The organism is Pseudomonas sp. C8002, from assembly GCF_013385765.1.
Lineage (GTDB): Bacteria > Pseudomonadota > Gammaproteobacteria > Pseudomonadales > Pseudomonadaceae > Aquipseudomonas.
In genome coordinates this window covers 224,803-249,751 of sequence record NZ_JACAPJ010000001.1, presented here as the reverse complement: position 1 = coordinate 249,751, position 24,949 = coordinate 224,803, and the positions used below count along the sequence as shown (strand labels likewise).

General features: G+C 61.4%; 30 protein-coding genes and 1 riboswitch. Of the genes, 13 read left to right on the top strand and 17 right to left on the bottom strand.

The window, feature by feature from the left end; genetic code table 11:
• The first annotated feature begins 38 nt into the window (after positions 1-38).
• A complete protein-coding gene (locus tag HX814_RS01230) occupies positions 39-986 on the top strand; it encodes an AraC family transcriptional regulator (protein ID WP_102604796.1) in 948 nt (315 codons plus the stop codon).
• Here the strand turns inward: HX814_RS01230 and HX814_RS01225 are convergent.
• Complete coding sequence (locus HX814_RS01225) at positions 956-1,765, bottom strand: aminoglycoside phosphotransferase family protein (RefSeq protein ID WP_008437070.1); 810 nt, start codon at positions 1,763-1,765, stop codon at positions 956-958. The genes HX814_RS01230 and HX814_RS01225 overlap by 31 nt on opposite strands.
• A gap of 224 nt (positions 1,766-1,989) precedes the next feature.
• On the opposite strand from HX814_RS01225, the gene HX814_RS01220 reads away from it, so the two are divergent.
• Positions 1,990-2,946: a nucleoside-specific channel-forming protein Tsx gene (locus HX814_RS01220; RefSeq protein ID WP_032899590.1), complete on the top strand. Its 957-nt coding sequence runs from the start codon at positions 1,990-1,992 to the stop codon at positions 2,944-2,946.
• 20 nt (positions 2,947-2,966) lie between these two features.
• Positions 2,967-4,004 (top strand): purine nucleoside permease, encoded by a 1,038-nt coding sequence (locus HX814_RS01215; RefSeq protein WP_102369313.1) that lies wholly within the window; start codon positions 2,967-2,969, stop codon positions 4,002-4,004.
• 126 nt (positions 4,005-4,130) lie between these two features.
• Here the strand turns inward: HX814_RS01215 and HX814_RS01210 are convergent, their stop codons facing one another.
• The 3 genes from HX814_RS01210 to HX814_RS01200 form a co-directional block, all read right to left on the bottom strand.
• Positions 4,131-5,090, bottom strand: a complete 960-nt coding sequence (locus tag HX814_RS01210) for a zinc-binding alcohol dehydrogenase family protein (protein ID WP_102369314.1) — start codon at positions 5,088-5,090, stop codon at positions 4,131-4,133.
• Positions 5,091-5,118: 28 nt separating this feature from the next.
• The gene (locus HX814_RS01205; protein WP_177008241.1) at positions 5,119-5,292 is read right to left on the bottom strand and encodes a DUF1427 family protein; all 174 of its coding nucleotides are present in this window, start codon (positions 5,290-5,292) and stop codon (positions 5,119-5,121) included.
• Between the two features lie 89 nt (positions 5,293-5,381).
• Positions 5,382-6,146: a helix-turn-helix domain-containing protein gene (locus HX814_RS01200; protein ID WP_008437064.1), complete on the bottom strand. Its 765-nt coding sequence runs from the start codon at positions 6,144-6,146 to the stop codon at positions 5,382-5,384.
• A 116-nt stretch (positions 6,147-6,262) separates the two neighbouring features.
• Between HX814_RS01200 and HX814_RS01195 the strand changes: the two genes are divergently transcribed.
• Positions 6,263-6,505 (top strand): DUF6555 family protein, encoded by a 243-nt coding sequence (locus HX814_RS01195; RefSeq protein WP_003208104.1) that lies wholly within the window; start codon positions 6,263-6,265, stop codon positions 6,503-6,505.
• Between the two features lie 117 nt (positions 6,506-6,622).
• On the opposite strand, the gene HX814_RS01190 is transcribed toward HX814_RS01195, so the two are convergent.
• The 3 genes from HX814_RS01190 to HX814_RS01180 all read right to left on the bottom strand — a co-directional run bounded on the left by HX814_RS01190 (position 6,623) and on the right by HX814_RS01180 (position 7,831).
• The gene (locus tag HX814_RS01190) at positions 6,623-6,793 is read right to left on the bottom strand and encodes a metallothionein (RefSeq protein ID WP_008437063.1); all 171 of its coding nucleotides are present in this window, start codon (positions 6,791-6,793) and stop codon (positions 6,623-6,625) included.
• A gap of 92 nt (positions 6,794-6,885) precedes the next feature.
• The gene (locus HX814_RS01185) at positions 6,886-7,341 is read right to left on the bottom strand and encodes a DMT family transporter (RefSeq protein WP_003208100.1); all 456 of its coding nucleotides are present in this window, start codon (positions 7,339-7,341) and stop codon (positions 6,886-6,888) included.
• Positions 7,342-7,345: 4 nt separating this feature from the next.
• Entirely contained in the window at positions 7,346-7,831 is a 486-nt protein-coding gene (locus HX814_RS01180) for a DMT family transporter (protein ID WP_008437061.1), read from the bottom strand.
• Between the two features lie 118 nt (positions 7,832-7,949).
• Between HX814_RS01180 and HX814_RS01175 the strand changes: the two genes are divergently transcribed.
• From HX814_RS01175 to HX814_RS01165, 3 genes are all read left to right on the top strand, one after another.
• Entirely contained in the window at positions 7,950-8,882 is a 933-nt protein-coding gene (locus HX814_RS01175; RefSeq protein WP_023658922.1) for a LysR family transcriptional regulator, read from the top strand.
• Between the two features lie 138 nt (positions 8,883-9,020).
• A complete protein-coding gene (locus HX814_RS31380; RefSeq protein ID WP_003208094.1) occupies positions 9,021-9,392 on the top strand; it encodes a type II toxin-antitoxin system Phd/YefM family antitoxin in 372 nt (123 codons plus the stop codon).
• Positions 9,389-9,766, top strand: a complete 378-nt coding sequence (locus HX814_RS01165; protein ID WP_003208092.1) for a type II toxin-antitoxin system VapC family toxin — start codon at positions 9,389-9,391, stop codon at positions 9,764-9,766. Before HX814_RS31380 ends, HX814_RS01165 begins: the two co-directional genes overlap by 4 nt.
• 10 nt (positions 9,767-9,776) lie before the next feature.
• Here the strand turns inward: HX814_RS01165 and HX814_RS01160 are convergent, their stop codons facing one another.
• Positions 9,777-11,096, bottom strand: a complete 1,320-nt coding sequence (locus HX814_RS01160) for an Nramp family divalent metal transporter (protein WP_177008242.1) — start codon at positions 11,094-11,096, stop codon at positions 9,777-9,779.
• A 41-nt stretch (positions 11,097-11,137) separates the two neighbouring features.
• Entirely contained in the window at positions 11,138-12,691 is a 1,554-nt protein-coding gene (locus HX814_RS01155) for a DUF726 domain-containing protein (protein WP_008437056.1), read from the bottom strand.
• 181 nt (positions 12,692-12,872) lie between these two features.
• On the opposite strand from HX814_RS01155, the gene HX814_RS01150 reads away from it, so the two are divergent.
• Positions 12,873-13,274, top strand: a complete 402-nt coding sequence (locus tag HX814_RS01150; RefSeq protein ID WP_003208087.1) for a RidA family protein — start codon at positions 12,873-12,875, stop codon at positions 13,272-13,274.
• Here HX814_RS01150 and HX814_RS01145 read toward each other — a convergent pair.
• The 3 genes from HX814_RS01145 to HX814_RS01135 form a co-directional block, all read right to left on the bottom strand.
• Positions 13,264-14,160, bottom strand: coding sequence for a LysR family transcriptional regulator (locus HX814_RS01145; protein WP_371318511.1), 897 nt, complete (start codon positions 14,158-14,160; stop codon positions 13,264-13,266). The genes HX814_RS01150 and HX814_RS01145 overlap by 11 nt on opposite strands.
• Positions 14,161-14,276: 116 nt before the next feature.
• Complete coding sequence (locus tag HX814_RS01140; RefSeq protein ID WP_003208085.1) at positions 14,277-14,582, bottom strand: XRE family transcriptional regulator; 306 nt, start codon at positions 14,580-14,582, stop codon at positions 14,277-14,279.
• Positions 14,575-14,940 carry a type II toxin-antitoxin system RelE/ParE family toxin gene (locus HX814_RS01135; RefSeq protein WP_003208083.1) on the bottom strand — a complete coding sequence of 122 codons (366 nt, stop codon included), beginning with the start codon at positions 14,938-14,940 and terminating at the stop codon, positions 14,575-14,577. Before HX814_RS01135 ends, HX814_RS01140 begins: the two co-directional genes overlap by 8 nt.
• 359 nt (positions 14,941-15,299) lie before the next feature.
• On the opposite strand from HX814_RS01135, the gene HX814_RS01130 reads away from it, so the two are divergent.
• Both HX814_RS01130 and HX814_RS01125 read left to right on the top strand, forming a co-directional pair.
• Positions 15,300-17,108, top strand: a complete 1,809-nt coding sequence (locus HX814_RS01130; protein ID WP_177008243.1) for a monovalent cation:proton antiporter-2 (CPA2) family protein — start codon at positions 15,300-15,302, stop codon at positions 17,106-17,108.
• Positions 17,109-17,180: 72 nt separating this feature from the next.
• On the top strand, positions 17,181-17,759 hold the full coding sequence (locus HX814_RS01125) for a hypothetical protein (protein ID WP_003208079.1): 579 nt from the start codon (positions 17,181-17,183) through the stop codon (positions 17,757-17,759).
• Positions 17,760-17,904: 145 nt separating this feature from the next.
• Here HX814_RS01125 and HX814_RS01120 read toward each other — a convergent pair whose 3' ends face one another.
• The 3 genes from HX814_RS01120 to HX814_RS01110 are packed head-to-tail and all read right to left on the bottom strand — an operon-like array spanning position 17,905 to position 20,014.
• Positions 17,905-18,624 (bottom strand): alpha/beta hydrolase, encoded by a 720-nt coding sequence (locus HX814_RS01120; RefSeq protein WP_177008244.1) that lies wholly within the window; start codon positions 18,622-18,624, stop codon positions 17,905-17,907.
• 12 nt (positions 18,625-18,636) lie between these two features.
• Positions 18,637-19,392 carry a precorrin-6A synthase (deacetylating) gene (gene cobF / locus HX814_RS01115; protein WP_177008280.1) on the bottom strand — a complete coding sequence of 252 codons (756 nt, stop codon included), beginning with the start codon at positions 19,390-19,392 and terminating at the stop codon, positions 18,637-18,639.
• A 58-nt stretch (positions 19,393-19,450) separates the two neighbouring features.
• On the bottom strand, positions 19,451-20,014 hold the full coding sequence (locus tag HX814_RS01110) for a histidine phosphatase family protein (RefSeq protein WP_177008245.1): 564 nt from the start codon (positions 20,012-20,014) through the stop codon (positions 19,451-19,453).
• Between the two features lie 36 nt (positions 20,015-20,050).
• Positions 20,051-20,181, top strand: a riboswitch (cobalamin riboswitch).
• A 31-nt stretch (positions 20,182-20,212) separates the two neighbouring features.
• On the opposite strand from HX814_RS01110, the gene HX814_RS01105 reads away from it, so the two are divergent.
• Positions 20,213-20,425: a CbtB domain-containing protein gene (locus tag HX814_RS01105; protein ID WP_003208073.1), complete on the top strand. Its 213-nt coding sequence runs from the start codon at positions 20,213-20,215 to the stop codon at positions 20,423-20,425.
• Positions 20,426-20,440: 15 nt separating this feature from the next.
• Positions 20,441-21,169: a CbtA family protein gene (locus HX814_RS01100; RefSeq protein ID WP_087694165.1), complete on the top strand. Its 729-nt coding sequence runs from the start codon at positions 20,441-20,443 to the stop codon at positions 21,167-21,169.
• A 40-nt stretch (positions 21,170-21,209) separates the two neighbouring features.
• Here the strand turns inward: HX814_RS01100 and HX814_RS01095 are convergent, their stop codons facing one another.
• Complete coding sequence (locus HX814_RS01095; protein WP_177008281.1) at positions 21,210-21,764, bottom strand: DUF4865 family protein; 555 nt, start codon at positions 21,762-21,764, stop codon at positions 21,210-21,212.
• Positions 21,765-21,856: 92 nt separating this feature from the next.
• Between HX814_RS01095 and HX814_RS01090 the strand changes: the two genes are divergently transcribed.
• Positions 21,857-22,723: a LysR family transcriptional regulator gene (locus HX814_RS01090; protein ID WP_087694167.1), complete on the top strand. Its 867-nt coding sequence runs from the start codon at positions 21,857-21,859 to the stop codon at positions 22,721-22,723.
• On the opposite strand, the gene HX814_RS01085 is transcribed toward HX814_RS01090, so the two are convergent.
• Entirely contained in the window at positions 22,701-24,794 is a 2,094-nt protein-coding gene (locus HX814_RS01085; RefSeq protein WP_102604784.1) for an EAL domain-containing protein, read from the bottom strand. The genes HX814_RS01090 and HX814_RS01085 overlap by 23 nt on opposite strands.
• Between the last annotated feature and the right edge of the window lie 155 nt (positions 24,795-24,949).

Below are 24,949 nucleotides of genomic sequence, written 5' to 3'. Positions count from 1 at the left end.
TTTGGTGCCATTCCAAAAAGCCCAGAAGGGCCAAGCCCATGCCTGCAAGCCGATCCGCCCTTTTCGAGCAGCGCCCCGCCGAGCTGGAAGTGATTCTTGCCGAGCCCGAGCATGGCTTTCGCTGGTACGAACATGACTATCCGTTCGAGCTCGCCCGCTGGAACCATCACCCCGAATTTGAAATCCACCTGATCCGCCAGGGCAGCGGCAAGCTCGTGGCGGGCGACTATATCGGTGCGTTTGGCGCCGGCCATGTCGCACTGATCGGCCCCGACCTGCCCCACGACTGGATCGGCGACCTGGCCCCCGGCGAGTACCTGACGGGGCGCGATGTGGTGTTGCAGTTCGACGGCGCCGCATTGCTGGCCCTGCGCACCACGCTGCCCGAGCTGGGCGACCTGCAAGGCCTGTTTGACCGGGCCCGGCGCGGCCTGGAATTCACCGGTGAAACCGCCCTGAAGGCCGCGCAACTGCTGGAATCCATCGGCCCTGCTCAGGGGCTCGCGCGCCTGATTCTGTTCATCCAGTTACTGCATACCTTGGGGCAGGCCCCCTCCGGGGAAGCCCATTGCCTGGCCAGTGCCTGCTACACGCCAAGCCTGGATGCCCGCAGCTCGGAGCGTATCCACAAGGCCTTCGAATACCTGATGACGGAATTGACCGGCGACCTGCGGCTGTCGGTGATCGCCCAACGGCTGGACATGAGCGAGCCAGGCTTCTCGCGGTTCTTCAAGCGCGTCACCGGCCACGGCTTTATCGACCTGATGCGCAAGTTCCGGGTGCAGCGCGCCTGCCGCCTGTTGCTGCAAAGCGAGATGTCAGTGGCCGATATCTGCTTTGAAGTGGGTTACGCCAACCTCTCCAACTTCAACCGGCACTTTCGCATCGAGATGAACCAGACGCCCAGCGAATATCGCCGGGAAACCGCGATGTACCTGTTTAACCGCAATGGTGATCAGGCGCTGCCGTTTACCAAGGCGCATTGAGCCAGGCGTGCCACTTCCAGCTCCCCATCGGCGCGGTGTCGCTGGTCATCCTCCAGAAACCACGCCGCCGACAAACCGGCGTGCGCCACCACCCATTGCAACAGGCGCTGGCGCTCCAGGCCCGCAGCCCCGGCGATGATCTCGACCTGGCGTGTAAATCGCGCCGGATCGGTGCAAGTGGGCAAATCCGGATTGCAGATCAAATTCGCGTAGTCATAGCCACGCTCGCCGGCCACCCGCTTGGGATCAATCGCCAGCCAGCCCCGGGGGCCGAAATCGAGGATGTTGTCGTGGTGCACATCACCGTGCAGCACCACCGGTTCCTGAGGTGACGCCAGCAGGCTGCGCGCCGTGGCGGCACACTCGCGTATCCGCCCGCCTTTACCCTCAGCGGCGAGCCACAGGGAGCGGAACCAGAGCTCCAATGAGTGCAAGCCCGCCGGTGGCGACGGGCGCGGCGCATGCAACAACGCCACGGTGGCGCAGGCAATGCGGCTGGCTTCATCGTCCTGGCCGTTGAGGGCCATGTGCATCAGCGAACCCGGGCCGGTTGCGCGCTCCATCACCACGGCATCGCCGTCATGGAAAAACACGCGGGCGGCGCCCTTGCCGGCCCACCAAGTCATCAATTCGCCGCCGAGCTTTTCCTCGGGCTCGCGGGCGATCTTGAGCATCGCCGGCTGCCCGTCCCAGCGCACCGGCAGCAGGTCGCTGCCGGGGGTGATGATGGCGTCACCCTCGGGTGTCAGGTTCCAGCGTTTCAAATAGTGATCGAACATCGGGCGACTCCCAGTGCGAGGTCCTGCAGGATGCCACACACGCCTTTACCCGGTCCGTTACGTTTCTGACCAAAAGGCCGACTATTTCCCACTTTTCTCAATTCCTTCATGCAATTGACACAAATTGGTACAACCTATGCAAACGTTTGCGGAACGAACTTGGCAACCAGGTTCACCTCAACCCGAAGAATCGGGCCCCAACCGCGTACGAACAGGGATTTTCAATGCAACCCACTTCCAGACGATCCGCGTCGGCTACCCCTTTTGCTGTTTCCCTGCTACTGGCTGCCGTTACGGGAGTACTCAGCGGACCCATTTTGGCGCAGGAAAAACCCACCGATGACTCAGCACAGGGCGAAGCCCTGGCCCCGGAAGCCAGCCCGTCGAAAAAAGGCGTGTACCTGTCGGACTGGTTCAACCAGGACCTGACGGTGATCGGCAGCAAAGACATCAGCTTCGGCCCCAAACCCGCCGATGACGTGTACCTGGAGTACGAATACTTCGGCCGCAAGGGCCCGTTCGAACTGTATGGCTACGTCGACATCCCGAAGATCTTCGGGATCGGCAACAGCAACGACAAAGGCGCGTGGGACCACGGCTCGCCGGTGTTCATGGAGCACGAACCGCGCATCTCCATCGACTACCTGGCCGGTCGCAGCCTGGCCATCGGCCCGTTCAAGGAATGGTATGTAGCGTTTGACTGGATCTACGACCACGGCAGCAACAAGGACAACCGTGCCAACACCTTGTACAGCGGCCTGGGCACCGACATCGAGACCCACTCGCGGGTCAACCTGTCGGCCAACTTCTATGGCCGTTACCAGTGGGAAAACTACGGCGCCAGCAACGAATACTCATGGGACGGCTACCGTGCGCAGATGAAATACATCGTGCCCATCGGCAGCTTCGACAATGGTGCGTCGCTGACCTATATCGGCTTCACCAACTACGATTTCGGCTCGGATCTGCACAAAGACAACCCCGCGCGCACCGCCAACTCCCTGGTTGCAACAAACGTGCTGTTGTATTCGTTCACTCACCTGCGTTTCACCCTGGTAGGCCGTTACTTCCACAACGGCGGCAACTGGGAAGACGGCAGCGAGCTGAACTTTGGCGACGGCAATTTCCGCGCCCGCTCCAACGGCTGGGGTTACTACGCCGGTGTGGGCTATCAATTCTGAGTGTGAACAAGGAGCAGTAGATGAAGACCTTTACCCGCCTTTCAATCGCCATCGGCCTGGCCGCCGGGGCGCTGTTGCCGCATGTCGTGCTGGCTGATGCCCCGGCCCCGATCAAGCCCAAGGTGATGCTGATCACCATGTTCGCCCCCGAAGCGCAGAACTGGATCGACCGCCTGGAACTCAAGCAGGAAGTTCGCGTGCCAGGCTTGTCGGCCGAGTATCCAGTGATCCGCTGCAACACCCAGGACGTGTGCCTGCTGGTGACCGGCATGGGCCAGACCAACGCTGCCGCCTCGACCCTGGCGCTGGCGTTGTCGCCCAAGTTCGACCTGCGCCAGAGCTACTTCCTGATCGCCGGGATCGCCGGGATCAACCCGCACCATGGCACCATCGGCACCGCCGCGTGGGCCCATTACCTGGTGGAATTCGGAACCCAATGGGAACTGGATTCACGGGACGCGCCGAAGGACTGGCCGACCGGCTATATCGGCATCAATACCAAGGGGCCGAACGAGAAGCCGCCGCTGGACTACAAGACCGAAGTGTTCGAGCTCAATCCCAAGCTGCAAGCCAAGGCGTTTGCGCTGTCGCAAAAAGTCGAGCTCAGTGAAAGCAAGGAGTCCACGGCCTGGCGCAAACACTATCCGTACGCGCCGGCCAATCAGCCGCCGCAGGTCACCCAGTGCGACACCCTGGCGGGCAATACCTGGTTCTCCGGGACGCGCCTGAGTGAGCGCGCCGAGGTCTGGACCAAATTGCTGACCGACAATAAAGGCGTGTACTGCACCACCCAGCAGGAAGACAACTCCACCTATGAAGCGTTGCTGCGGGCCAGCCGTGAAGGGTTGGTGGATATCAATCGCCTGGCGGTGGTGCGGGCCGGTTCCGACTTTGATCGGCCGTACCCGGGCTACAGCGAAGTGGACAACCTGCTGAAGTATGCGGACCAGGGCGGATTTGTGCCGGCGCTGGAGAACCTGTATCGCACCGGTAATCCGCTGGTACAAGCGATTCTGAAGAACTGGTCGGCGTGGGAAAAAGGCGTTCCCGAAGCCTGAATAAAGATCAAATGTGGGAGCGGGCTTGCTCGCGAAAGCGGTGGATCAGTGCCGAATGTATTGGCTGACACACCGTACTCGCGAGCAAGCCCGCTCCCACACAAGCCCGCGCCCACAATAAGCGGGTCAGGGCAGGAAGATAATCTTGTCGGCACTGCCCTGGTTCACTTGCTCAAAGCACTTCACACCGTCGGCCAGCGACACTTCCCGCAAACCGGTCGGCAGCGGCAACAAGTCCTCATCGAAGAACCGCCCGAACTGCTCCAGCATCACGGCGCATTGCTCGCAGTTGTAGAGCAGCGAATTGATCCCCACCACCGAACCACCCTTGCGATACAACGCCAGGGCCGGCAGTTGCACGTGCCCGTCCACCGGCGCGGCGATGATCGCGATACGGCCAAAAGGCGCCAGCGCCGCCACCGCTGCCGGCAACCAGAAGCCGGTGGTGTCAAAGATCACATCGGCGCCCGTACCGAACAGCGCATTAACCTGCCCTCCCAGCGCTTCCGGCTGGCCCAGTAACAAGCCCTCGAAACCCTGCTCGCGCAAGGCCTCGACCTGTTCCGGCCGACGCACGGCCCCGAGCACCTGGGCCCCACGAATCTTCGCCAGGGCCAACGCCGCGCTGCCTACAGCCCCATTGGCACCAATCACCAATAAGCGAGTGCCTTTGCCGACACCGCTGCGCTCAAGGGCATCCCACGCCGTGGTGTACGGTACGCCGAGACTGGCGGCCTGGGCAAAGCTCAGATGGCTGGGCTTGTGTGCCACGCCCTTGGCCGACACGGTGAGGTACTGGGCGTGGGAACCGTCGGCGAAAAAACCCAGGTCGCGACCGGTGCCCCAGACTTCCTGACCAACGAGTTCCTGCGGACCTTCCACCACCACCCCGGCAAAGTCCCGCCCGGGAATGCGTGGCAAGGTGGTGTAGGGGAAACGCCCGAGCACGTTCTTCACGTCGCTGGGGTTCAGCCCGGCAGCCTTGATCTGCACCAGGACTTCACCGGCCGCCGGCACCGGCGTGGCGACATCAACGTAAGCAAGGGCGGCGAGATCGCCGGTGGCGGAAAATTGCAGTGCTTTCATGGCCAATATCCATCGAAGTTCAAAGGGTTCAGGACAACCAGGTGCTGACCAACTGCCGGCCCATGGGCCAGAGTTTCTCGCCCATCAACATGCCCATCAGCCCCACCAGGGCAATGGCAGGAGGCGCAGGCGAGCGAAAGTCCAGGGCACCGTAAATCACGCCGACCAACAGGCCGATGGCCAAGGAAATCAGGTAATTCATGGAACACTCCGCAGCAAGGGTTGATGCGGTCAGTGTAGGGGGGCTGAAACCGAAGCATCGGCCAAGTGCTTCAGGATTTCGGCCAAGCCTCAGACGGGATACTGCGACGGCGCCATCCCCAGTTCACGACGAAACATGTCGCTGAAACTGCTCGGCGAATAACCCAGGGAACGGGCGATCGCGCTGACCGACTGGCCCTGGATCAACTCGGCCACGGCGGTGGCCAACTGCACCTGGCGGCGCCACTCGGCAAAGCCCATGCCCAGGCTGTTCTGGAACAGCCGGGCCAGGGTGCGTACGCTGGCGCCGGCGGCTTCGGCGTGCTGCTCAAAGGGAATGTCCAGGGACGGTGACGCCATCACCGCCTGGCAGGCGCTGGTCAGGCGTCGGTCGGCGCCCACGGGCAAGGCGATACGGATCGGCGAGCGCCGGGCCCGTTGCAGTTCCAGCAGGGCCAGGCCGACCACGGCTTCGTAATAGGCCTGGTCCCCCTTGTCGCCCTGCTCCACCAGCGCCACGATCAGTTCGCGCAGCAGCCCGCCGACCTCGATCACTTGCACCTGGCTGTCCAGGGTCGCTGCCAGCGCCGGGCGCAGGTAAATGTTGCGCATCTGCAAGTCCGACACCACGCGAATCCCATGCTCGACACCCGGCGGCAGCCACACCGCGCGCTGGGGCGGTACTACCAGCGCTTCCTGGGGTGTCTCGACCCACATCACGCCGCTCATGGCATACAGCAACTGGCCCCAATCGTGTTGATGGGGCTCGACATACAATCCGCGCGGATAGGTGCGCGCCAAGGGTTGCACGGGGACGGCGTGATCACTGAGGTCGGGAGGCGCGGCAAGGGCCATGGAAGACACATCGTTCAAGTATGGAGCGCCATGATAAGACGTGAACCGGATGATCCGAGTGAATTTTTACCACCTGCGCAGGGTCACTTAAAGACACAAGGAGGGTTTACGGATCCATGACTAACGCAAAACTTTTCGTGATCGACTACACGCTGCATGGCCAGCCCAAGTCATTCATCATCCGCCTGGAAAAACTCGACAACGCCGAAGCCTGGCATTGGGCGAGCTGCGACGCCGGCGTAGGCCGCATCGGGCGCTTTGCCCGTGAGCAGGTGAAGAAGACGAGCCAGCCCCAGGCCGAGAAATTCGGCATCGAAAACGTGCAATGGCGCCGCTCGGATGCGCGCCCCAGCGCGTGAAACAGTAGGAGCGAGCTTGCTCGCGAAGGTCGTTAACGATGACGCGGGGCACCTGGTGCTCCGCGTCGCTCTCGGGTGTTTCGCGAGCAAGCTCGCTCCTACAGGAGGCAGCCAGCGTTAGCCGTGCGCCGACTTGGCACACTCGCACCCGGTCGCCGAAGCACAAGGCTCGCCATGGGCATGATGCTCGGCGCAGCCTTGGCAGCAATAGCCCTTGCCATCCTTCATCACCGCGTTTTTCCCCAACTGGCAGTTGCAGTGGGGGCAGGCACATGTTTTCTCTTGCATGGTCAGACTCCTTTTTCGTGGTCGTCCAGGTGCGGCGAACGCCGACACCTCAAGCAATGACTATAGGCAACGATTCAAGGTTCAAAGGCCCGTCAGTCAGCCCGACGAGCGTTGCTGCGGTACATGAACACCAGGGCCAGCGCAAGGCACAGCATCGCCACGATGCGGCTGCCGGACAGTTCGATCGCCGGGTTGCCGAGCCAGCCGAAGTTATCGATCAGCATGCCCATGCCCAGCTGCCCGACAATCACCGCCACCGTCGCCACTGCCGTGCCGACAATCGGGACCGCGCCGACCATCACCATCATGTACACCACCCCGAACAACGCCCCGGTCAGTTGCCACTTCGGCACGTCCAGCAGGCTGACCGCGTGGGCGGGCTCAAAGAACAGAATCAGCAACCCGGTACTGATCGCGCCCACGACAAAGGTCAGCAGGCTGCTGCGCAATACGCCCACCGCCTGCCCGAGGCGGCCATTGATGGCGGCCTGCACACTCAATACCGCACCGGCGGCCACTACCAATACCAACAACAGAATCAGGTTCATCACCTTAACCTCGCGCAATCAGAACAAGTGCTACCACGATCAACGCCAATGCAATCCAGCGCTCCACGTTGACCCGCTTGCGGGCAGTGCCAAACCAGCCGAAGTGGTCGATCAGCACGCTCTTGCCTACCTGGCCCGACAAGATCGCAATCATGGTCATCGCGATGCCGATATGTGGCGTAGCCAGGGTTAACACCACCACGTACATCGGCCCCAGGAAGCCACCGATCAATTGCCAGCGCGGCAGGTCGGTCAACGCCGGGCCCTTTTGCGGGCCGCTGAACAGCAACAGCAGGAACAGGATCGCCGAGCCGACGCCGAAGATGCTCAAGGTCGCCCACAAGTGGCCGACCTGCACACCCAGCGGGCCCAGCAAGCCGGCCTCCACCGACAAGCCCATGCCGGCGAAGATCACCAGCGGCAATAGCAACAACCGAAGAAACGTCTTGGGCTTGGCCTGAGCCACACCCGCCACTGAAGAAGCCTGCATACATCACCTGCGCGTTAGAGAGAGGAACAATGGCGCGTATTATCCGGTGGCACTGCTGTGCGATAAATGGGAGCATACCGATAACACCTTTGCGCAATACGCACAGCATGGAGTGATGATGCAGGGTTTGAACGAACTGAGCTTCAAGGCGCTTCGCCTGTTTGTCGCGGTACTGGACTACGGCAGCTTTTCCGAAGTCGCACGCCGCGAAGGCCTGGCGCCCTCCTCCATTTCCCGGCAGGTCCAGTTGATGGAGCAGGCCCTGGGCCAACAGTTGCTGTACCGCCATACCCGTGCGGTCAGCCCTACCGAAGCCGGTCGCCTGCTGGGCCGGCATGCGCGATTGATGCTGGAGCAACTGGAAGCCGCCGGCCAGGCGTTGCAGGAACAGGAAAGCGAACCCAGCGGCCTGGTGCGCATCAATGCGCCGATGGTGTTTGGCCAACGCCACCTCTCGCCGTGGCTTGGGGAGCTGTGTCGGCGTTACCCGAAGCTGCAACTGGATATCCAGCAAACCGACACCTACGTCGACCCGTTGCAAGACGGCACAGACCTGCTGTTTCGCATCGGTGTGCTGAACGATTCCGGCATGCAGGCGCGAATCTTCGCCCCCCAGCGCTTTCGTCTCGCTGCCAGCCCCGGCTATCTGGAGCGTTTCGGTACGCCCCGGCATCCGGACGAACTGGTGAACCACCAGTGCCTGGCCTACAAGGGCGTCACCGGCCAGCAGCGCTGGTTCTTCCGCCGGGACCAGGGCGACTGGACGTCCTACAGCGTCAAGGGCCCGATCACCGGCAACCACGCCGACACCCTGACCCACGCTGCCGAACAAGGCCTGGGGCTGGTGGTGTTCCCGTCATGGTTGATCGGTGAAGGCCTGCGCGCCGGCACGCTGCAGGCGGTGCTCAGCGACTATGAAGTGGCGACGACCCTGGAGCCGCAACAGATTGCTGCGCTGTGGCCGGGTAGCCGGCGGCTGTCGTTGAAGGTGCGGACCGTGATTGATTACTTCGTCGAGTGTTTTGGGGCAGTGCCTTACTGGGACCGTTGAGCAACTGTGGGAAACTATTCGGCCCGCACTGTCGGGAAAAATCCCCCTTCAAGTAAGTCCGATCTGATTTTCCACAACACGGGTCAAAAACCGCTTGCACTCGGGCAGACTTCGAGGAATTCCTTCAGGAGAGACGTCATGGATGCCAGTCATTACCCGTTCGGAAACCTGCAATCGTCCCCGCAAAAATCACCCTCCGCCAGCAGTCGGTTGATCTTTGCCTGCTTACGAAATTTTGGCTATATTTGGCCAAAACCTCGAGAAGACCAAATGATTACCGTACCGTTGGGTGAAGCAAAAAATAATTTATCAAAACTGGTCGATGATGCCGCCGCCGGCCAAATCATCACCATAGCCAAGCATGGGCGGGCGATGGCTCGCCTTGTTCCTGTCGGGAAACCGACAGGCCGGCGAATTGGCGCGATGAAGGGCAAACTGGTGGTGCCGGATGACTTCGATGCGCCATTGCCAGACGACATGCTGGATGCGTTTGAGGGAAACCACCCATGAGAATACTGCTGGATACCCACATCCTGCTTTGGGCCCTGAGCGATGATCCAAAACTGCCAGCGAAGGCCAGAAAGCTGATCGAGAACGCGGCTGAAATTTACGTCAGTGCCGCCACATTCTGGGAGCTGGCGATAAAGGTCGGGCTCGGGAAGCTCAACGTAAACCTGGACGAAATTCGCGAATACTGCCTGGAAAGCGGCTACGTGGAACTGCCCATCACCTCGGAGCACGCCATCGCGGTCAAGGACCTTGAACACCATCACAGGGACCCGTTTGATCGGCTCATCATTGCAACGGCTATCATTGAGCCGATGAAGTTAGTGACAGCCGACCCGATGGTGGCGAAATACACATCATTGGCCGTTTTGACTTAATTCACTTCGCTCAAAACAACCACTGCCCGATCAGCCAGGCATTCGCCCCGCTGATCACCACAAACAAGCTCCAGGCCAGCAGCCGCGTAGGCAAGCTGTTGACGAACGGCCCCATCAGGCGCTTGTCACCCGTCATGCGGATCAGCGGAAACAACGCAAACGGCAACTGCAGGCTCAACACCACCTGGCTGAGGATCAGCAGCTTGCCGATGGCATCATCCCCCATCAGCCACACCCCGAGGAACGCCGGGATCAGCGCCAGGCCACGGGTGATCAGGCGTCGCTGCCAGCAGGGAATGCGCAGGTTGAGGTAGCCTTCCATGATCACTTGCCCGGCAATGGTGCCGGTGAACGTGGAGCTCTGGCCCGAAGCCAACAGCGCAACACCGAACAGCACGCTGGCGAACACGCCACCCACCAGCGGGTCGAGCAAGTGATAGGCGTCCTGGATTTCCACCACATCAGTGTGGCCGGTCTGGTGGAACGCGGCGGCGGCCAGTATCAGGATTGCCGCGTTGACCAGCAGTGCCAGGGACAGGGAACCGATGGTATCGATACGCGCCAGTTTCACCGCGTCCTGGCGGCTGGCCAGGTCCTTGCCGAACAGTCGGGTTTGCACAATGGAGCTGTGCAGGTAGAGGTTATGGGGCATCACCGTGGCCCCCAGTATGCCAATGGCCAGGTACAACGGTGCGGCATCACTGATGGCGGACAACGACGGGGTGAAACCACGAAACACGTCGGGCCAGTAAGGCTTGATCAGCACCAGCTCGATGAAGAAACACACGCCGATGGTCGCCACCAGTGCCAGCATGATCGCTTCCAGCCGGCGGAAGCCTCGATTTTGCAGGGCCAGGATCAGCAAGGTATCGAAGGCAGTGATGACAATCCCGGTGGTCAGTGACACGCCCAGCAACAGGTGAAACGCCAGGGCGCAGCCGAGGACTTCGGCGAGGTCGGTGGCGATGATCGAGATTTCCGCAAGGATCCACTGCACGAACGACGAGCGCCGGCTGTAGCGCTCGCGGCTCAGTTGCGCCAGGTCCTTGCCGGTGGCGATGCCCAGCCGTGAGCACAGGCACTGCACCGCCATCCCCGCCAGGCTCGCCAGCAGCACCACGAACAACAGGTTGTAGCCGTAGCGCGAACCGGCCTCGATGGCGGTGGCCCAGTTGCCCGGGTCCATATAGCCGATGGAGATCAGCAAGCCAGGGCCGGCAAACATCAGCGCACGTTTGAAAAACGAGGCACGGGGATCAACGACGATGGAGCCGGCGACTTCCGGCGGGCAGAACGGGGCGGTAGCGATTTTGGGCAGGCTGAATTTCACGCGGGGTACCAGGCTTTCACACAAGACGTGAACGCAGCTTATCAGTCAGACGCAACGGTACGCATCACCGTCTCCCGGGGCAGATCAAATGCCTCTACCACCTGGACCACCAGATCCATCTCCTGGTTCAGTGCTTCACGCTCCAGGCGCTCGCGAATCACCCCGATCACCAGCACCGCCAGGGTGGTGATGGAATACGCGGGGCCGGAAAACGCCCGCACGCCGGTCACCAGTAGCATCGCCGCCGCGAGCGCCTGCCCCACCACCGGAATGGCCGTGGCCGCGCCCCGGCGCAGGATAAACCCGGTCAACCCGGCCAGCGCGGTCCCGCTGAGGGCAGTGGTGGCTGAGCGCCCGACATCGAAACGATTGAAAAAACCCTGTTCCTTTTGTGCCGCGGCCTTCAACTCTGCCTCGAACACTTGGCGATCAGCCTGGCTGAGCTTGTCCTTGTATTGCTCGATCAGCCGCTCGGCAACCTGCAGTTCCAGATCAGCAAGGGCCACTTTCTCGATCGGTTGATCAAACTTGATACCCACCCGCTGCGCCACGTCCTGGGCGATTTCGCGATAGCTCACGCCATGACCACGGGCCAGGTTCATAAAGGTGTCGCCGCCCATGCGCTGCAACTCGATGGCCAGCTTCAAGGGCTCGCGCACGGTGGCGTCGATAGAGGCACTGCGCTTTTGCGCCATCAGCTCGGCGAAAAACTGCAACTCCTCCGGCCGCGCCTGCACCAGCAGCGGGAACAGCTCGACATCCTCTTCCGCAAAGCGCACTTCGCTGCTGCGTTGATCGGCGCGGATCATGCCCCGGCGTTCCTGCAGCAGGTCGGTGTACTGCACCACCGTCTTCAGTTGCGGCCAATACGCGGCGTGGTCGAACGTGGCCAGGTGCACGTTGGCGACCTTGGCCTTGAGCGCCGGTGTCAGCGGGATCGCATAACGACCGATGCAGCGCTCGGTGTCCGGCTTGAGCGCCAGCGCCCAATCCTTGCTCGAGTGGCAGTTGATCACCCGACCGCTGAGCGGCGCCGAGACCAGGTCCCAGGGGCTGGAGGTACAAATTGCACCGCCCATCAGCAGCAGGTTGTTCAGCGGCAACTCACGGGCCACCTCAGGGCTGGCCAGCAGGCTCTTGACCAGGATGCGCGCGCCCAGGGAGTGGCCGATCAGGTTGATCTGCCGCACCTTGATCGACTCGCCATGGAGGTAGTTGGCCAATTCGGGCAGCAGGCTTTTGGCGACCTCATCCACCCGCGCCTCGACGCTTTTGTAGTGGTCGAGGAAATAGGCAATCGCCTTGCCCACCCCGATGGTTGCGGCACCCAGGCTACCGCCACCCAACATCGAGGTAATCACATCCTTGAACGGCGCAAACAGGTTTTCCAGGAAATGCCCTGCCGGCCAGAACAGCATCAGGTTGGTGGAGCCTTCGATGGTTGCCAGTTGCCGGGAGAAACTACCCAGTTGTTGCTGGTTGAAGAACGCCGAATAACCATGCACATAGAGATTGAGCACATCCCCCTGGGGCTCGCCACACAACACAAACGTGGGCTTGCGGGTGCGGTGCATTTCATCCCACTGGTGTTGCATGTGACGGTGACTCCTGGCGACGACGGAGGGCGATAGTAACAAAGGGCGGGCTACGGGAATGTGAAAAACTGATACTCGGACTATCCACATCCCTGCACAGTGATGACAAGAAACGCGGATTTTGTTCGCAGATTCAGTCCATTAACCTTTGTCGGGTCAACCACTGAAACCGAGGAACACCATGAGCAAGCCCGAGTTTTTCATCACACCCGGTTACGGCGACATTGCACGCGAGACCCTGCATTACACCCAAGCGGTAAAAATCGGCAACCGCGTCGAAACCTCGGGCCAGGGCGGCTGGGATGACGAGTTCCAGATTCCCGAATCCCTCACCGACGAGATCGCCCTGGCCTTTCAAAACCTCGAACGCACCCTGGCGGCAGCCGGCGCCGGCTGGGAGCATGTGGTACACGTCAATTCCTACCACGTGGGAGGTTTCCCGCCAGAGGTGAACGAGCAGATGGTCAAGTGGTACCGCCATTACATGCCCAATCACGCCCCCATCTGGACTGAGCTGGGAGTAGAAGCCCTGGGGCTGCCGGCAATGCGCATTGAAATCCGCGTGACAGCGATTATTGCCTGACGCCGAACCGCTCGATCACCCAGTCGATAAACACCTTCAGCCGGGCGTTCTGATGGCGATTGGGTGGATAGATGACGTGCAACGGCGTGGCGGGCCGGGTCCATTCTTCGAGTACCGGGACTAAATGGCCTGCCTCTACGTAGTAGTCAACGATGGTCTTGAAATGCTGCCCGACGCCCAGGCCGGCGAGCAGCATTTCCTTGAGGCCGTTGCCTTCGTTGGTGGAAAACGCGCAGTTGCCTACCTCATACCGAGTCGCGCCCTTCTCGAAAATCAACGGCTCCGGCTTACCCGACCCGGCAAAGAAATACCCCGCCTTGAGGTGGTTCTTCTCGAGGTCCTCGGGAGACACGGGCGTACCCATGCGCTCCAGGTAGCCGGGGGCCGCACAAGTGACGTACTCGAGGTCGACAACCTTGCGGGCGATCATCGCCATGTCATCGAGCTTGCCAGCGCGCAGCACGCAATCCACACCCTCCCCCACGATATTCACGGCGCGGTCGCTGATGCCCAGGGCGATAGTGATCTCAGGGTACTCACGATGAAAATCCACCAGCGCCGGGATCAGCAGGCAATTGGCAAAGGACGCCGGCGCATCCACTTTCAGGTGGCCGCCGGGCTTGAGCTTCTGCCCGCGCAGGGCATTGTCCAGTTCATCGAGTTCCGCCACCAGGCACAGCGCGTGGCTGTAGTACTCCAACCCCTCCGGCGTCGCCGCCAGCGCACGGGTGGTGCGATGCATCAACTTGACGCCAAGGTGCTTCTCCAGGTCCGTGATGAGTTTACTGACGGTGGAACGCGGCAGTGCCAATTGGTCGGATGCGCGGCTGAAGGAGCCGGTTTCGACGACACGGACGAAGGCACGCATGGCGAGGAGCTGGTTCACGTTGATGTCCGATAGGGCGAGAATAGCGAGTATTGTCCATTAAGCTGCACAATGACGACAGGCATTCAGCGAACAGAAAACCCGGCGCATGGCCGGGCTTTGACGGAGCGGATGACTCAGTGGGCAAAGTTCTCGATCTTTACCTGGCCATCAGGAAACGTAGCGACAATCTCCAGTTCTCCTCCCATGGCGCGAATGTAGTTACGCAGCGTGCTGATATACATGTCGGTGCGCCGTTCCATTTTGGACACTGCCGCCTGATTGATATTCAGCGCCTTGGCCAGCGTATCCTGGCTCATCTGTTGCGCCTTGCGCAGTTCATGCAGGGGCATTTCTTTCAGGTGTTGCTGGAAGATGCGCTCTGCATCGGCCCGGGCTTGCGGTGTCATGCGAGCCTGCAGCTCACTGAATTTTTTAGCCATGGTGACGGCCCTCTTTAAGCAGTGTTTCCAAATGTTCGTCATACAACTTCTCAGCCAGCGGGACGTATTCGTCATACCACCGGCCTCGACCGGTTTTATCCCCGCCAATCAGCAACAAGGCACACCGGCGCGGATCAAATGCATACAGGACGCGGTAAGGCCGCCCGGCATGTTGCACCCGCAACTCTCGCAGGCAGCCATGCCTGGAGCCCTTGATGTCACTGCTGTGGGGGAAGCCAAGGCCTGGCCCCAGAAGGCCCAGTAAATCCACACTGGCCGATACTGAGGATTGCTCCTTTGCATCCAGACCGCCCCACCAGATTCCAAACTCGTCCGTGTATTCAACGTCCCAACTCATGCAAATATGCCATCCATGGAATATAAACTCAAGGGCATAACTGTAGGAGTTCCTGGCTTGTACAGGCTTCCGTTTGTCCCGGAAAAGTGTTTGTAGATTATTCCCGCACAATGCTCAGCCCATAAAAAACCACCCTTTCGCGCGGCTGAAGACACGACCATAGCGCCGGCACCACGGATGATCCCGACCGCCACGTGCATAAAACTCATTGAAATAAATGGTATTAATAGTTTGGAGAGTGCCGCGAAAGAACCGGACGACATCCAATGAACCCGGAGGCGAAGGCCTTGGGACCTGCAAAGCAAGCTCGCTCCTACAGTAAAACCTGTTGATTCAGCAAAACGATCCCGGAGTCCCCAATGCCCCATGAAGGCAACCTGTTACAAGCGGCCGTTGTATTCCTGCTCGCTGCCGTCCTGACCGTGCCCCTGGCCAAGCGCCTGCAACTGGGTGCCGTGCTGGGTTACTTGCTGGCCGGAGTGATCATCGGCCCATCGGTGCTGGGCTTGGTGGGCAACCCGCAAAGCGTCAGCCAGTTTTCCGAACTTGGGGTGGTATTGCTGCTGTTCATCATTGGCCTGGAGTTGTCACCGAAGCGTCTGTGGGTGATGCGCAAGGCAGTGTTCGGTGTAGGCCTGGCGCAGGTGTTGCTGACGGGCACCGTGATCGGCGTGGTCGCGCTGTTCGTGTTTGGCCAATCATGGAACAGCGCGATTGTGCTGGGCCTTGGCCTGGCGCTCTCCTCCACCGCGTTTGGCCTGCAAAGCCTCGCCGAGCGCAAGGAACTCAACCTGCCCCACGGGCGACTGGCCTTTGCGATTCTGTTGTTCCAGGACATCGCCGCCATCCCGTTGATCGCCATGGTGCCGCTGCTCGCGGGCAGCGATCATCCCGCCACCACCTCCCAGGGCCTGCGACACGGCCTGGAAGTACTGGGCAGCATCGCCGTGGTGATCATCGGCGGGCGCTATCTGTTGCGGCCGGTGTTTCGCATTGTCGCCAAGACCGGCCTGCGGGAGGTCTCCACCGCCACCGCGTTGCTGGTGGTGATCGGCACCGCATGGCTGATGGAATTGGTGGGCGTGTCCATGGCCCTCGGCGCCTTCCTCGCCGGGTTGCTGCTGGCAGACTCCGAATACCGGCATGAGCTGGAATCGCAGATCGAACCGTTCAAGGGCCTGCTGCTGGGTCTGTTTTTTATCAGCGTGGGCATGGGCGCCAATATCAGCCTGCTGTTCAGCGCGCCGGTGATCGTGCTGGGGCTGACCCTGCTGCTGATCGCCATCAAGTTGCCGCTGCTGTTTTGCGTGGGTCGCCTGGCAGGCGGCCTGAACCCTGAAAGCGCGCTGCGCCTGGGCGTGGTGCTGGCAGCCGGTGGTGAGTTCGCATTCGTGGTGTTCAAGATCGGCCGCGACCAAGGCCTGTTCGAGCCGCACCTCTACGACATCCTGGTGTTGACCATCACCCTGTCCATGGCCGTGACGCCATTGCTGCTGTTGCTCTGCCCGAAGCTGTTCAAGCCCAAGGCCAAGCCGGTGGAAGTGCCCGAGGAATACCGTGCCATCGAAAGCGATGCGCCACGGGTGGTGATCGCCGGGATGGGCCGCATGGGGCAGATCGTGGCGCGGATCCTGCGGGCACAGAACATCTCGTTCATTGCCCTCGACACCTCGGTGGAAACCATCGAACTGACCCGCAGTTTCGGCGGCATGCCGGTGTTCTACGGCGACCCGCAGCGCCCGGAAATCCTTCACGCAGCGAAAGTCGACCAGGCCGAGTTTTTCGTGATCGCCATGGACGACCCCGAGATCAACATCAAGACCGCCGAGCTGGTGCGCAGCCTCTACCCGCACATGAAGATCATCGCCCGCGCCCGTAACCGCCAGCATGTGCACCGCCTGGTGGACCTCGACGCGTCACCGGTGCGCGAGACGTTTTACTCCAGCCTGGAAATGAGCCGCCGCACCCTGGTGGGCCTTGGCTTGACCCAGGCCCAGGCCGACGCGCGCATCAGCCGCTTCAAAAACCATGACCTGCAATTGCTGGCGGCCCAACACGCCGTGTATGACGACGCGGCCAAGGTGATGCAGTCTGCCCAGGAAGCCCGGACGGAACTGGCACGGCTGTTTGAGATGGACCGGATCGAGGAAGAGTCCGACAAGGTATAGGGATGGAGATGAACGATCTTGCGAATTTTCTGACAGAATACGGCGCAATTTCGTTCATCCCTGGAGAGCTTCATGGCCACCCTCAGCAAGACCGCAGCCCTCTTGGCCCTCGCGCTGGCCGCCGGGTTCGGCGCCAGCCAAGTCCTCGCCGCCAGCAAGCCAGCGGCGCAGAAGACCGCCACCCAGACCATCTCCACCCTGGATGGCAAGTTCAGCTTCAACCTGCCCAAGTCCTACCTGGCCGACCCACTGCCGGCCGGTGATGCCGAGCACGGCACCGCAGGCGCCAGCGGCACGATGTACAGTGACCAGGCCACCAAAAGCGTGATCTTCGTCGTCGAAAAACCGAGTGTCGCCGGCCTGATCAAGGACAACGACCCGCAGTTCCTCGACGGTGCCGTGGCGGATTTCGTCAAGGAACAAAGCGCCGCCCTGCCGGACTTCAAGAAAGGCGCCGAGAAGAAACTCACCGTGAAAGGCCTGGCCCTGCGCCAGGTCGACAGCACCGCGACCATGGGCGGTGGCAAGACACTGAGTTCCACCTTCCTGACGGGCTCCGGCAGCCACCAATTGGTGGTGCAGGCCATTTCCCGGGCGGATGATGAAGCCGGTCATGCACTGTTGGTGAAGCAGATTATCGGCGGTAAATAACCGGTTTTAATCTGGCAATGAAAATCCAATGTGGGAGCGGGCTTGCTCGCGAAAGCGGTGTTTCAGTCAACACATGTATTAACTGACCCACCGCTTTCGCGAGCAAGCCCGCTCCCACATTTTGACCGCGTCCACATCGCCGGACTCAGTGCAGGCTCTTTTCCAGCCACTGCTTCAAGTCCAGCAACTCCGCCTCACCGACGGTATGAATCATCCCCGGGTAGCCGTGGAATTCCGGGGTGAGGCCAATCCCCTGCAATACCTCGTTGGCCCGCGTTGCCGAGTAGTACGGCAGCGCCTGGTCCAGCGTCCCGTGACCGATGAAAATCGCCAGCTTGCCCAGTCGCGCATCCGGCTTGAGTTCGGCCTTGAGTACCGGCAGCAGGCTGCCGCTCAACGCCGAAATCCCGCGCAGGGTTTCGGGATGTCTTAACCCGACTTCGTACGACATGATCGCACCCTGGCTGAAACCCACCAGAAACACCCGCTCAGGTTGGGTGTGGTACTTGGTGGTGGCCTGGGCGACGAAGGCTTCGATCAGCTTGGCGCTGCTCTGCAGGTCGGCGGTCTCGCCATCAAAATCGCCATCGCCCGGCTTCTTGCGAAACCAGCGATAACCACCGCCCTCCACCGGCATCGGTGCCCGTGCAGACAGGTAGGTCCAGGTCGACGGCAAGCGGTCCTTGAGCCCGAACAGGTCGGCCTCGTCACTGCCATAACCGTGCAGGAAGATCACCAGCGGCTCGTTGCGGGCATCACTTTGAGTCTGTTCCAGGTAAGGCAGCGGCAGGTCGGTGTGCAATACGTCTTCGGCCTGTGCGGCGCCGGTAAACAGCGCTACCGTCAGGGCAATCAGTTTGAGCATGAGCATCAACCTCTAGGGTTTGCGCAACAAATAGGTATCCATGATCCAGCCATTGGCCTGGCGCGCCGCCTTGCGCACACGTTCAATCTCTTCGGCAACCTCGGCCACTTTGCCGCTGATCAGGATTTCATCCGGTGTGCCCAGGTAGGCGCCCCAGTAGATATCCAGGTCCTGATCGGCCACGGTGCGGTAGGAATCTTCGGCATCGAGCATGACAACCAGGGTGTCGGCATCACTCGCCTGCCCCGCCGCCAACCGGCGCCCGGTGGTGATTTCGATGGAGCGACCGATGCGGTTCAGCGGCACTTTGTGCTGCGCCGCCAACGCCTGGACGCTGGTGATCCCGGGGATCACTTCAAATTCGAATTCGCAGCTGCCGCTGGCGAGGATCGCCTGCAGGATACGAATGGTGCTGTCGTACAGTGCGGGGTCGCCCCAGGCCAGGAATGCGCCCACTTCGCCGTCGGCCATTTCTTCATTGATCATCCGTTCGAAGGTCTGCTGCTTGTCGCGGTTCAGGTCGTTCACGGCGGTGGTGTAGTCGATATCACCGCGCACCCGCTCGGGGCAATCGGCCTCGACAAAGCGGTAGGCGTGATCGGTGATGTAGGTCTCGCAGATTTCCCGGCGCAGGTCGATCAGCTTGTCCTTGCTCTGGCCCTTGTCCATCAGGAAAAACACGTCGGTGCGGTTGAGCGCCTTGACCGCCTGCATCGTGATGTAGTCAGGGTTGCCGGCGCCAATGCCGATGATCAGGATGCGTTTCATGGGAAAGTCTTCATGGGTGGTCTCGGTGCGGGGAACGGATTTTGCCATGTTCGGGACGTCAGGCGTGAGTTTCCAGGCGCAGGCGCCAACGCCCATTGAAGCGCAACTCGGTGGATGACAGCGGTTCCACGTCGATCAGGTTGAACATGGCGGGTGGGCATTGCATGACATGCAGCAGCGCTGCGCGGATCACAAATGGATGCGTCACCGCCACGACATGCCCCGGGGATTGCTCGAGGGACTGCAACCACTGCCCTATCCGCTCACACAGTTGCACTACCGACTCGCCGCCGTGGGGCGCCGAGGTGCTGTCGGTCAACCAGGCCTGAAGCGCTTCGGGTTCGGCCTGCTGAACCTCCTCGATCGCCAACCCTTGCCAGCGGCCAAAATCACAATCGCGCAGGGCTGTTTCAACCAAAGCATCGTCGGCAAACAGCGCTGCCGTCTGCCGGGTACGCGCCTCCGGGCCGCACAACACCCGGGGTGCACGCTTGAAGCGTTGCCCCTGGGAACGCGCTGCCTGCTGCCAGTCCATCTCCACCGACTCATCCAGCGCAAAGCGTGCCTGTTTCTGGGCACGGGTGCTGGCGTGGGCAACAAGGGTCAAACGGGTGGCCTGCATGACAAATCGCTCTGGTTTTAAGGTGCAGTCAGCGTAGACTTGCAAAGTTGTTTCAACATGTTTCAACTACTCTGCAACAGGAAGCCGGTTCAATGCCGGCGCGGTCGCGCCACTGTATTCGGCCTTCTAGCCGTAAGCCAGACCCTGTTTCAGCCAACTCGCTATCCATTTCGGGACGCGTCATCCCTGGAGGTTCTCATGGCTTATACCGCTGCAACTGGCTCCGACGTTTCAATACCGTCCATTCCCCTGGGCGAAATCCTGCCCTGGGCGATCTTCGGCGGCCTGCTGCTGTTGCTCGCGATTTACTTCGTCGGCGCCGAGCAAGGCGCGACGGCCGTGTTCAAAGGCATGTACGTGCATGAGTTTGTGCATGACGGTCGCCACCTGCTGGGTTTCCCCTGCCATTGATTGGAGCGTGACGACATGACAGGGCATTTACTCGTTCGCGGGATGCTGGTGGGCCTGCTCGCCGGCATCCTGGCCTTCGGCTTCGCCAAGACTTTTGGTGAGCCGCAGATCGACAAGGCCATCGCCTTCGAAGATCAGATGGCACAGATGCACGGCGACGCGCCGGAAGAAGAACTGGTGAGCCGCGAAGTACAAAGTACCTTCGGCCTGTTCACCGGCGTGGTGGTGTACAGCGTCTCCCTGGGTGGCATTTTCGCCCTGGTGTTCGCCTACTCCCTGGGCCGCATCGGCAAGGTCGGCCCCCGTGGCTTGGCAGCGCTGCTGGCATTGGCGGCGTTTGTGACGATCATCGTGGTGCCGGGGCTGAAGTATCCGGCCAACCCACCATCGGTGGGCGACCCCGCCACCATCGCGCAACGCACCAAGCTGTTCTTCCTGATGCTGCTGGTGTCGGTGGCGGCTGCGGTGATTGCGATCAACGCGGCGCGCAAGCTGATTGCCAGCCGTGGCCTTTGGACAGGCGCGATCCTCGGTGTGGCGCTGTACATCGTGATCGTGTCGGTGGCCGGCAGCTTGTTCCCGACCATCAACGAAGTGCCGGAACAGTTCTCGGCAGTGTTGCTGTGGAAATTCCGCGTGGCCTCCCTGGGGATTCAACTGGTGCTGTGGACCACCCTGGGCCTGGTGTTCGGCGCCGTGGCCGAGCGCAAGCTGAGCCAGCCTCAGGCGCGTCTCAACTCCTGACGGTACAGGTAGCCGCCGACGCATCGGCGGCTACCGGCATTCACACCCCGGGCCGCGCCAGGTAGAACACCTCGTAGCCATTGCCCGGATGGTTCACATCCAGCGCCTTGCCCGACAAGGTAATTCGCACCAGCTTCCACGCCTGCACATCCAGCGCCAGAAACACCGCGAAGTTATCGCTGCTGTCCGCGAGCTGCTGGTTGCGGGCCTTTTCTGCGGCGAGGATTTGCCCGCGGTCCGCCCCCGGCGCCAGCGCCCACTCCTCCCGATACAGGCTCAAGGCGTCTTGCGCCGGACCTCGCTGCACATCCAGCGGTAACCAGGACTCAATGTGCGGCTGGCCAAAACTGTCGAGGACCTTCTGGAAGCGCTCGCCGAGCAAGAAATCCGCAGCCTGCAAAGGATCCGACCACAGATAAACCGACGAATACAGGTTACCCACCCCCGGCCCCTGCCCTCGCTCCTGGGCGATAAACGCCTTGAACAGCAAACCCTCTGCATGATCCCACAACGGCCCCAGGCGAGCGGCCCGCTCACGGATGACACCCATGTCGTAATCGGCTGGCAAGCGGTGTGAATACTGTTTGGCAAACATCATGGCGCTCCTGTTCAGATGAGTGCCCAGCTTGCGCAGTGCCCATGATTTCAGCAAGATATCACCGGATATAGGTGTGATAAGGAACTGAAATGACCGACGCGCTCAAGCCGCTGGATATCGACACCGTGCACGCCTTTGTCCTGGTCGCCGATTTCGCCAGCTTCACCCGCGCGGCCCAGGCACTGGACACCTCGCAGGCAGCCATCAGCCTCAAGCTCAAGCGCCTGGAAGAACGCCTCGGTTATCGCCTGCTGGTGCGCACACCGCGGCATGTGCGGCTGTCGCCCCAAGGCGAGCAGTTCATCGTCGCCGCCCGCGCGCTGCTCAATGCCCACGAACGGGCGTTGGGTGACATGGGCAATGGCGCCCCGCGACGGTTGGTGATCGGCATCAGCGACCACGTGGCCGGGCCGGACCTGCCACTGTGGCTCAGCCGCCTGGCCGCCTATGACCCGCTGGTGATCCTGGAGGTGCGGATTGCTTCCTCCCGCGACCTGGTGGCGGCGTTCGACCGCAACGAACTGGACGCGGTGATCGTGCGCAACGAAGGCGATCGCCAGGACGGTGAGGTATTGGTGGTGGAGCGCTTTGGCTGGTTCGCCGCGCCTACCTGGCAGCACACGCCCGGCACGCCCCTGCGCATGGCAACCATGGCCTCGCCCTGCGGCGTGCGACACCTGGCGGTGCGCGCGCTGGATGAGGCGCGGATTGACTGGACCGAAGTGTTTGTCGGCGGCGGCGTAATGGCGGTGGGTGCGGCAGTCAGCGCCGGCCTGGGTGTGGCGGCGCTGGCCCGGCGAGTGGCGCCGGCGGGCGCCGTGGACGTCAGCGAACAGTACGGATTACCGGCGTTGCCCGTCAGTGAAATCGTGCTGCATAGCCGAATCAGCGACGGCCGCTCCCGCGAGACATTGCGGGCGTTGAGCGCAACCTTCAGAGGGGTTCTGGAGCGTTAGATTGCATCTGGGTATACCGCCCGCGCACGAACCGCTCCAGTTCATCGCCCGGCAGCGCCTTGCTGAAATACCAGCCCTGGATGATCAGCTCCGAGCCCGACTGCAAAAACGCCAGTTGCTCGGCGGTTTCCACGCCCTCCACCACCACCCCGAGGTTCAACGCCTCACAGAACCGCAGCATCCCGGTCAACACCTGGGCGCCCTTTGGATCATGCTGGGCGACCACGAAACTGCGATCGATCTTGATGAAATCCACGGGGAACTGGTGCAGGTAACTCAGCGCTGAAAATCCGGTGCCGAAGTCGTCGATATACACCTTGGCACCAATCGCCTGGAGCTTCTCGATCATCTGCCGCGTGCCCTGGATATCGCCCACCAGCGCATCCTCAGTGATCTCCACCGAAACCTGCCCGTGGGCCTGGGCCAGTATTTCCACCAGCCGATCACCATACGCCGGGGTAGTCAGCGTGGCGCTGGAGATATTGATCGTCATCGGCAAGGTAAACCCGACCTTCTGCCACTTCTGGTACTGGCGCACAGCCTGGGATGCCACCCACACATCCACGTCGGGCATCAACCTGGCATGGGCCAGCCATTGCAGGAACTCCCAGGGTGAATGCACCGTACCTTCGGCGTCCCGGGCCCGCATCAACGCTTCGCAACCGGTGCATAGCCCGGTCCGGGTGGAAATCTGCGGCTGGAATTCGAGGTAGAACTCATAGTCGCTGATCTGCTGGATATGGCTCAACTCGCTGACCTGGCGCGCCTGGGCCTTGTGGGACGCCATCACCGGGTCCAACTCCAGCAAGCGGCCTTTTTCTTCCAGGCCGCGAAAGGTCATGTCCAGCGACTTCAAATACACCGTGCCGCCCTCCGTGGCCTGGCGGTTGATCGCGCGCACATAGGGCGCATAGATCAGCATGCCAACCCCCAGCAACACCACCTGCAGCAACACTGCCGCAAGATCGCCGTGGGTGCTCAGGTAGGCGTTGAGCAACACCGGCGCGGTAAATGGCACGCTCACCACCGCAGGCGACACCCAGCCAATCTGCACCACCATCAACGCCAGTATCACGTTGAACGCCGGGACCACCAGAAAGGGAATGAACAGCCGCGGGTTAAGAATGATCGGCAAGCCAAACAACAGCACTTCACTGACATTGAACAATGACAACGGCAGGCTCGCCATCGCCACCAATCGCATGGACCGGCTTTTGGAAAACAGCAGGATCGCCAGCAGCAGGCACAGGGCACCACCCGAACCGCCGATAAACGCGAAACTGCCCAGCAAGCCGCCATTCAGTAGATATTTGACCGGCTCGCCCGCGGCCACCGCCGCATTATTGAGCCCGACCGCCTGGTCCAGCACATCAAAAAACGGCTGCATGGCGTAGACCCCATGGATCCCGAAAAACCACAGCAGCGAATTCATCAGGGTCACAAACAGGCCGCTGCCATAGGGCGTCTCCAGTGCATCGAGCACCTGCGGCCCCTGAAGCTGTGCCACCTGCGGAATCTGCAACAGCAACGACAGCACGAGCACCAGCCCGAGCGCCGTGATCGCCCCCGGCACCACCATATTGAGGGTGCCCTTGAGGTTGTGCCCCACCAGGTCTTCGTTGATCAACCGCGTCCAGCGACGCCGATGCAGCCAGGCGATGGCGGGCACATTGATCAGCGGTGAGGCGATGGCGATGAACAACACGAAGGTCGCCGAGGCTCGGGGAAAATCCCGCAGCACAAACGTGGCGATCACTACATGGGCCAGGCACAGGAACGCTACCGGGAGTTGCGGCAGGCGGTGCTGGATAGCGAGCATGTAACCGATGGAGGCTGCCACCAGCAGCGGGATCACCGAGCTGATCTGGTTGTGCAACCCCGCCAGGAAGGCCACCACCTGAGGGTCGAAACCCAGCACTCGGGCGCATTCGGACAGGATCAGGAAACCTGCCGATACCAGCAGGCACGGCAGGATCCACAACAGCCCCTCGCGTATGGCCCGCAACGACTCGGTACTGGCGAGGGCCGCCAGCCGCTGGGTGAAGAAAAGCTTGAACAGCGTTTGCGCCATCACCTGTCCCTCGGTCCCTGATGCCAGGGTCGCAAAATAACACCTGGCTGTCGCCTTATCACGGGGTAACGCTACACGCCCTGACACCGCAAGCGAAAGGCTTTTGCCGCCCCTGGCGCATTTATTCAGAATCACCGCAGGGGCTTGCTGCTTGT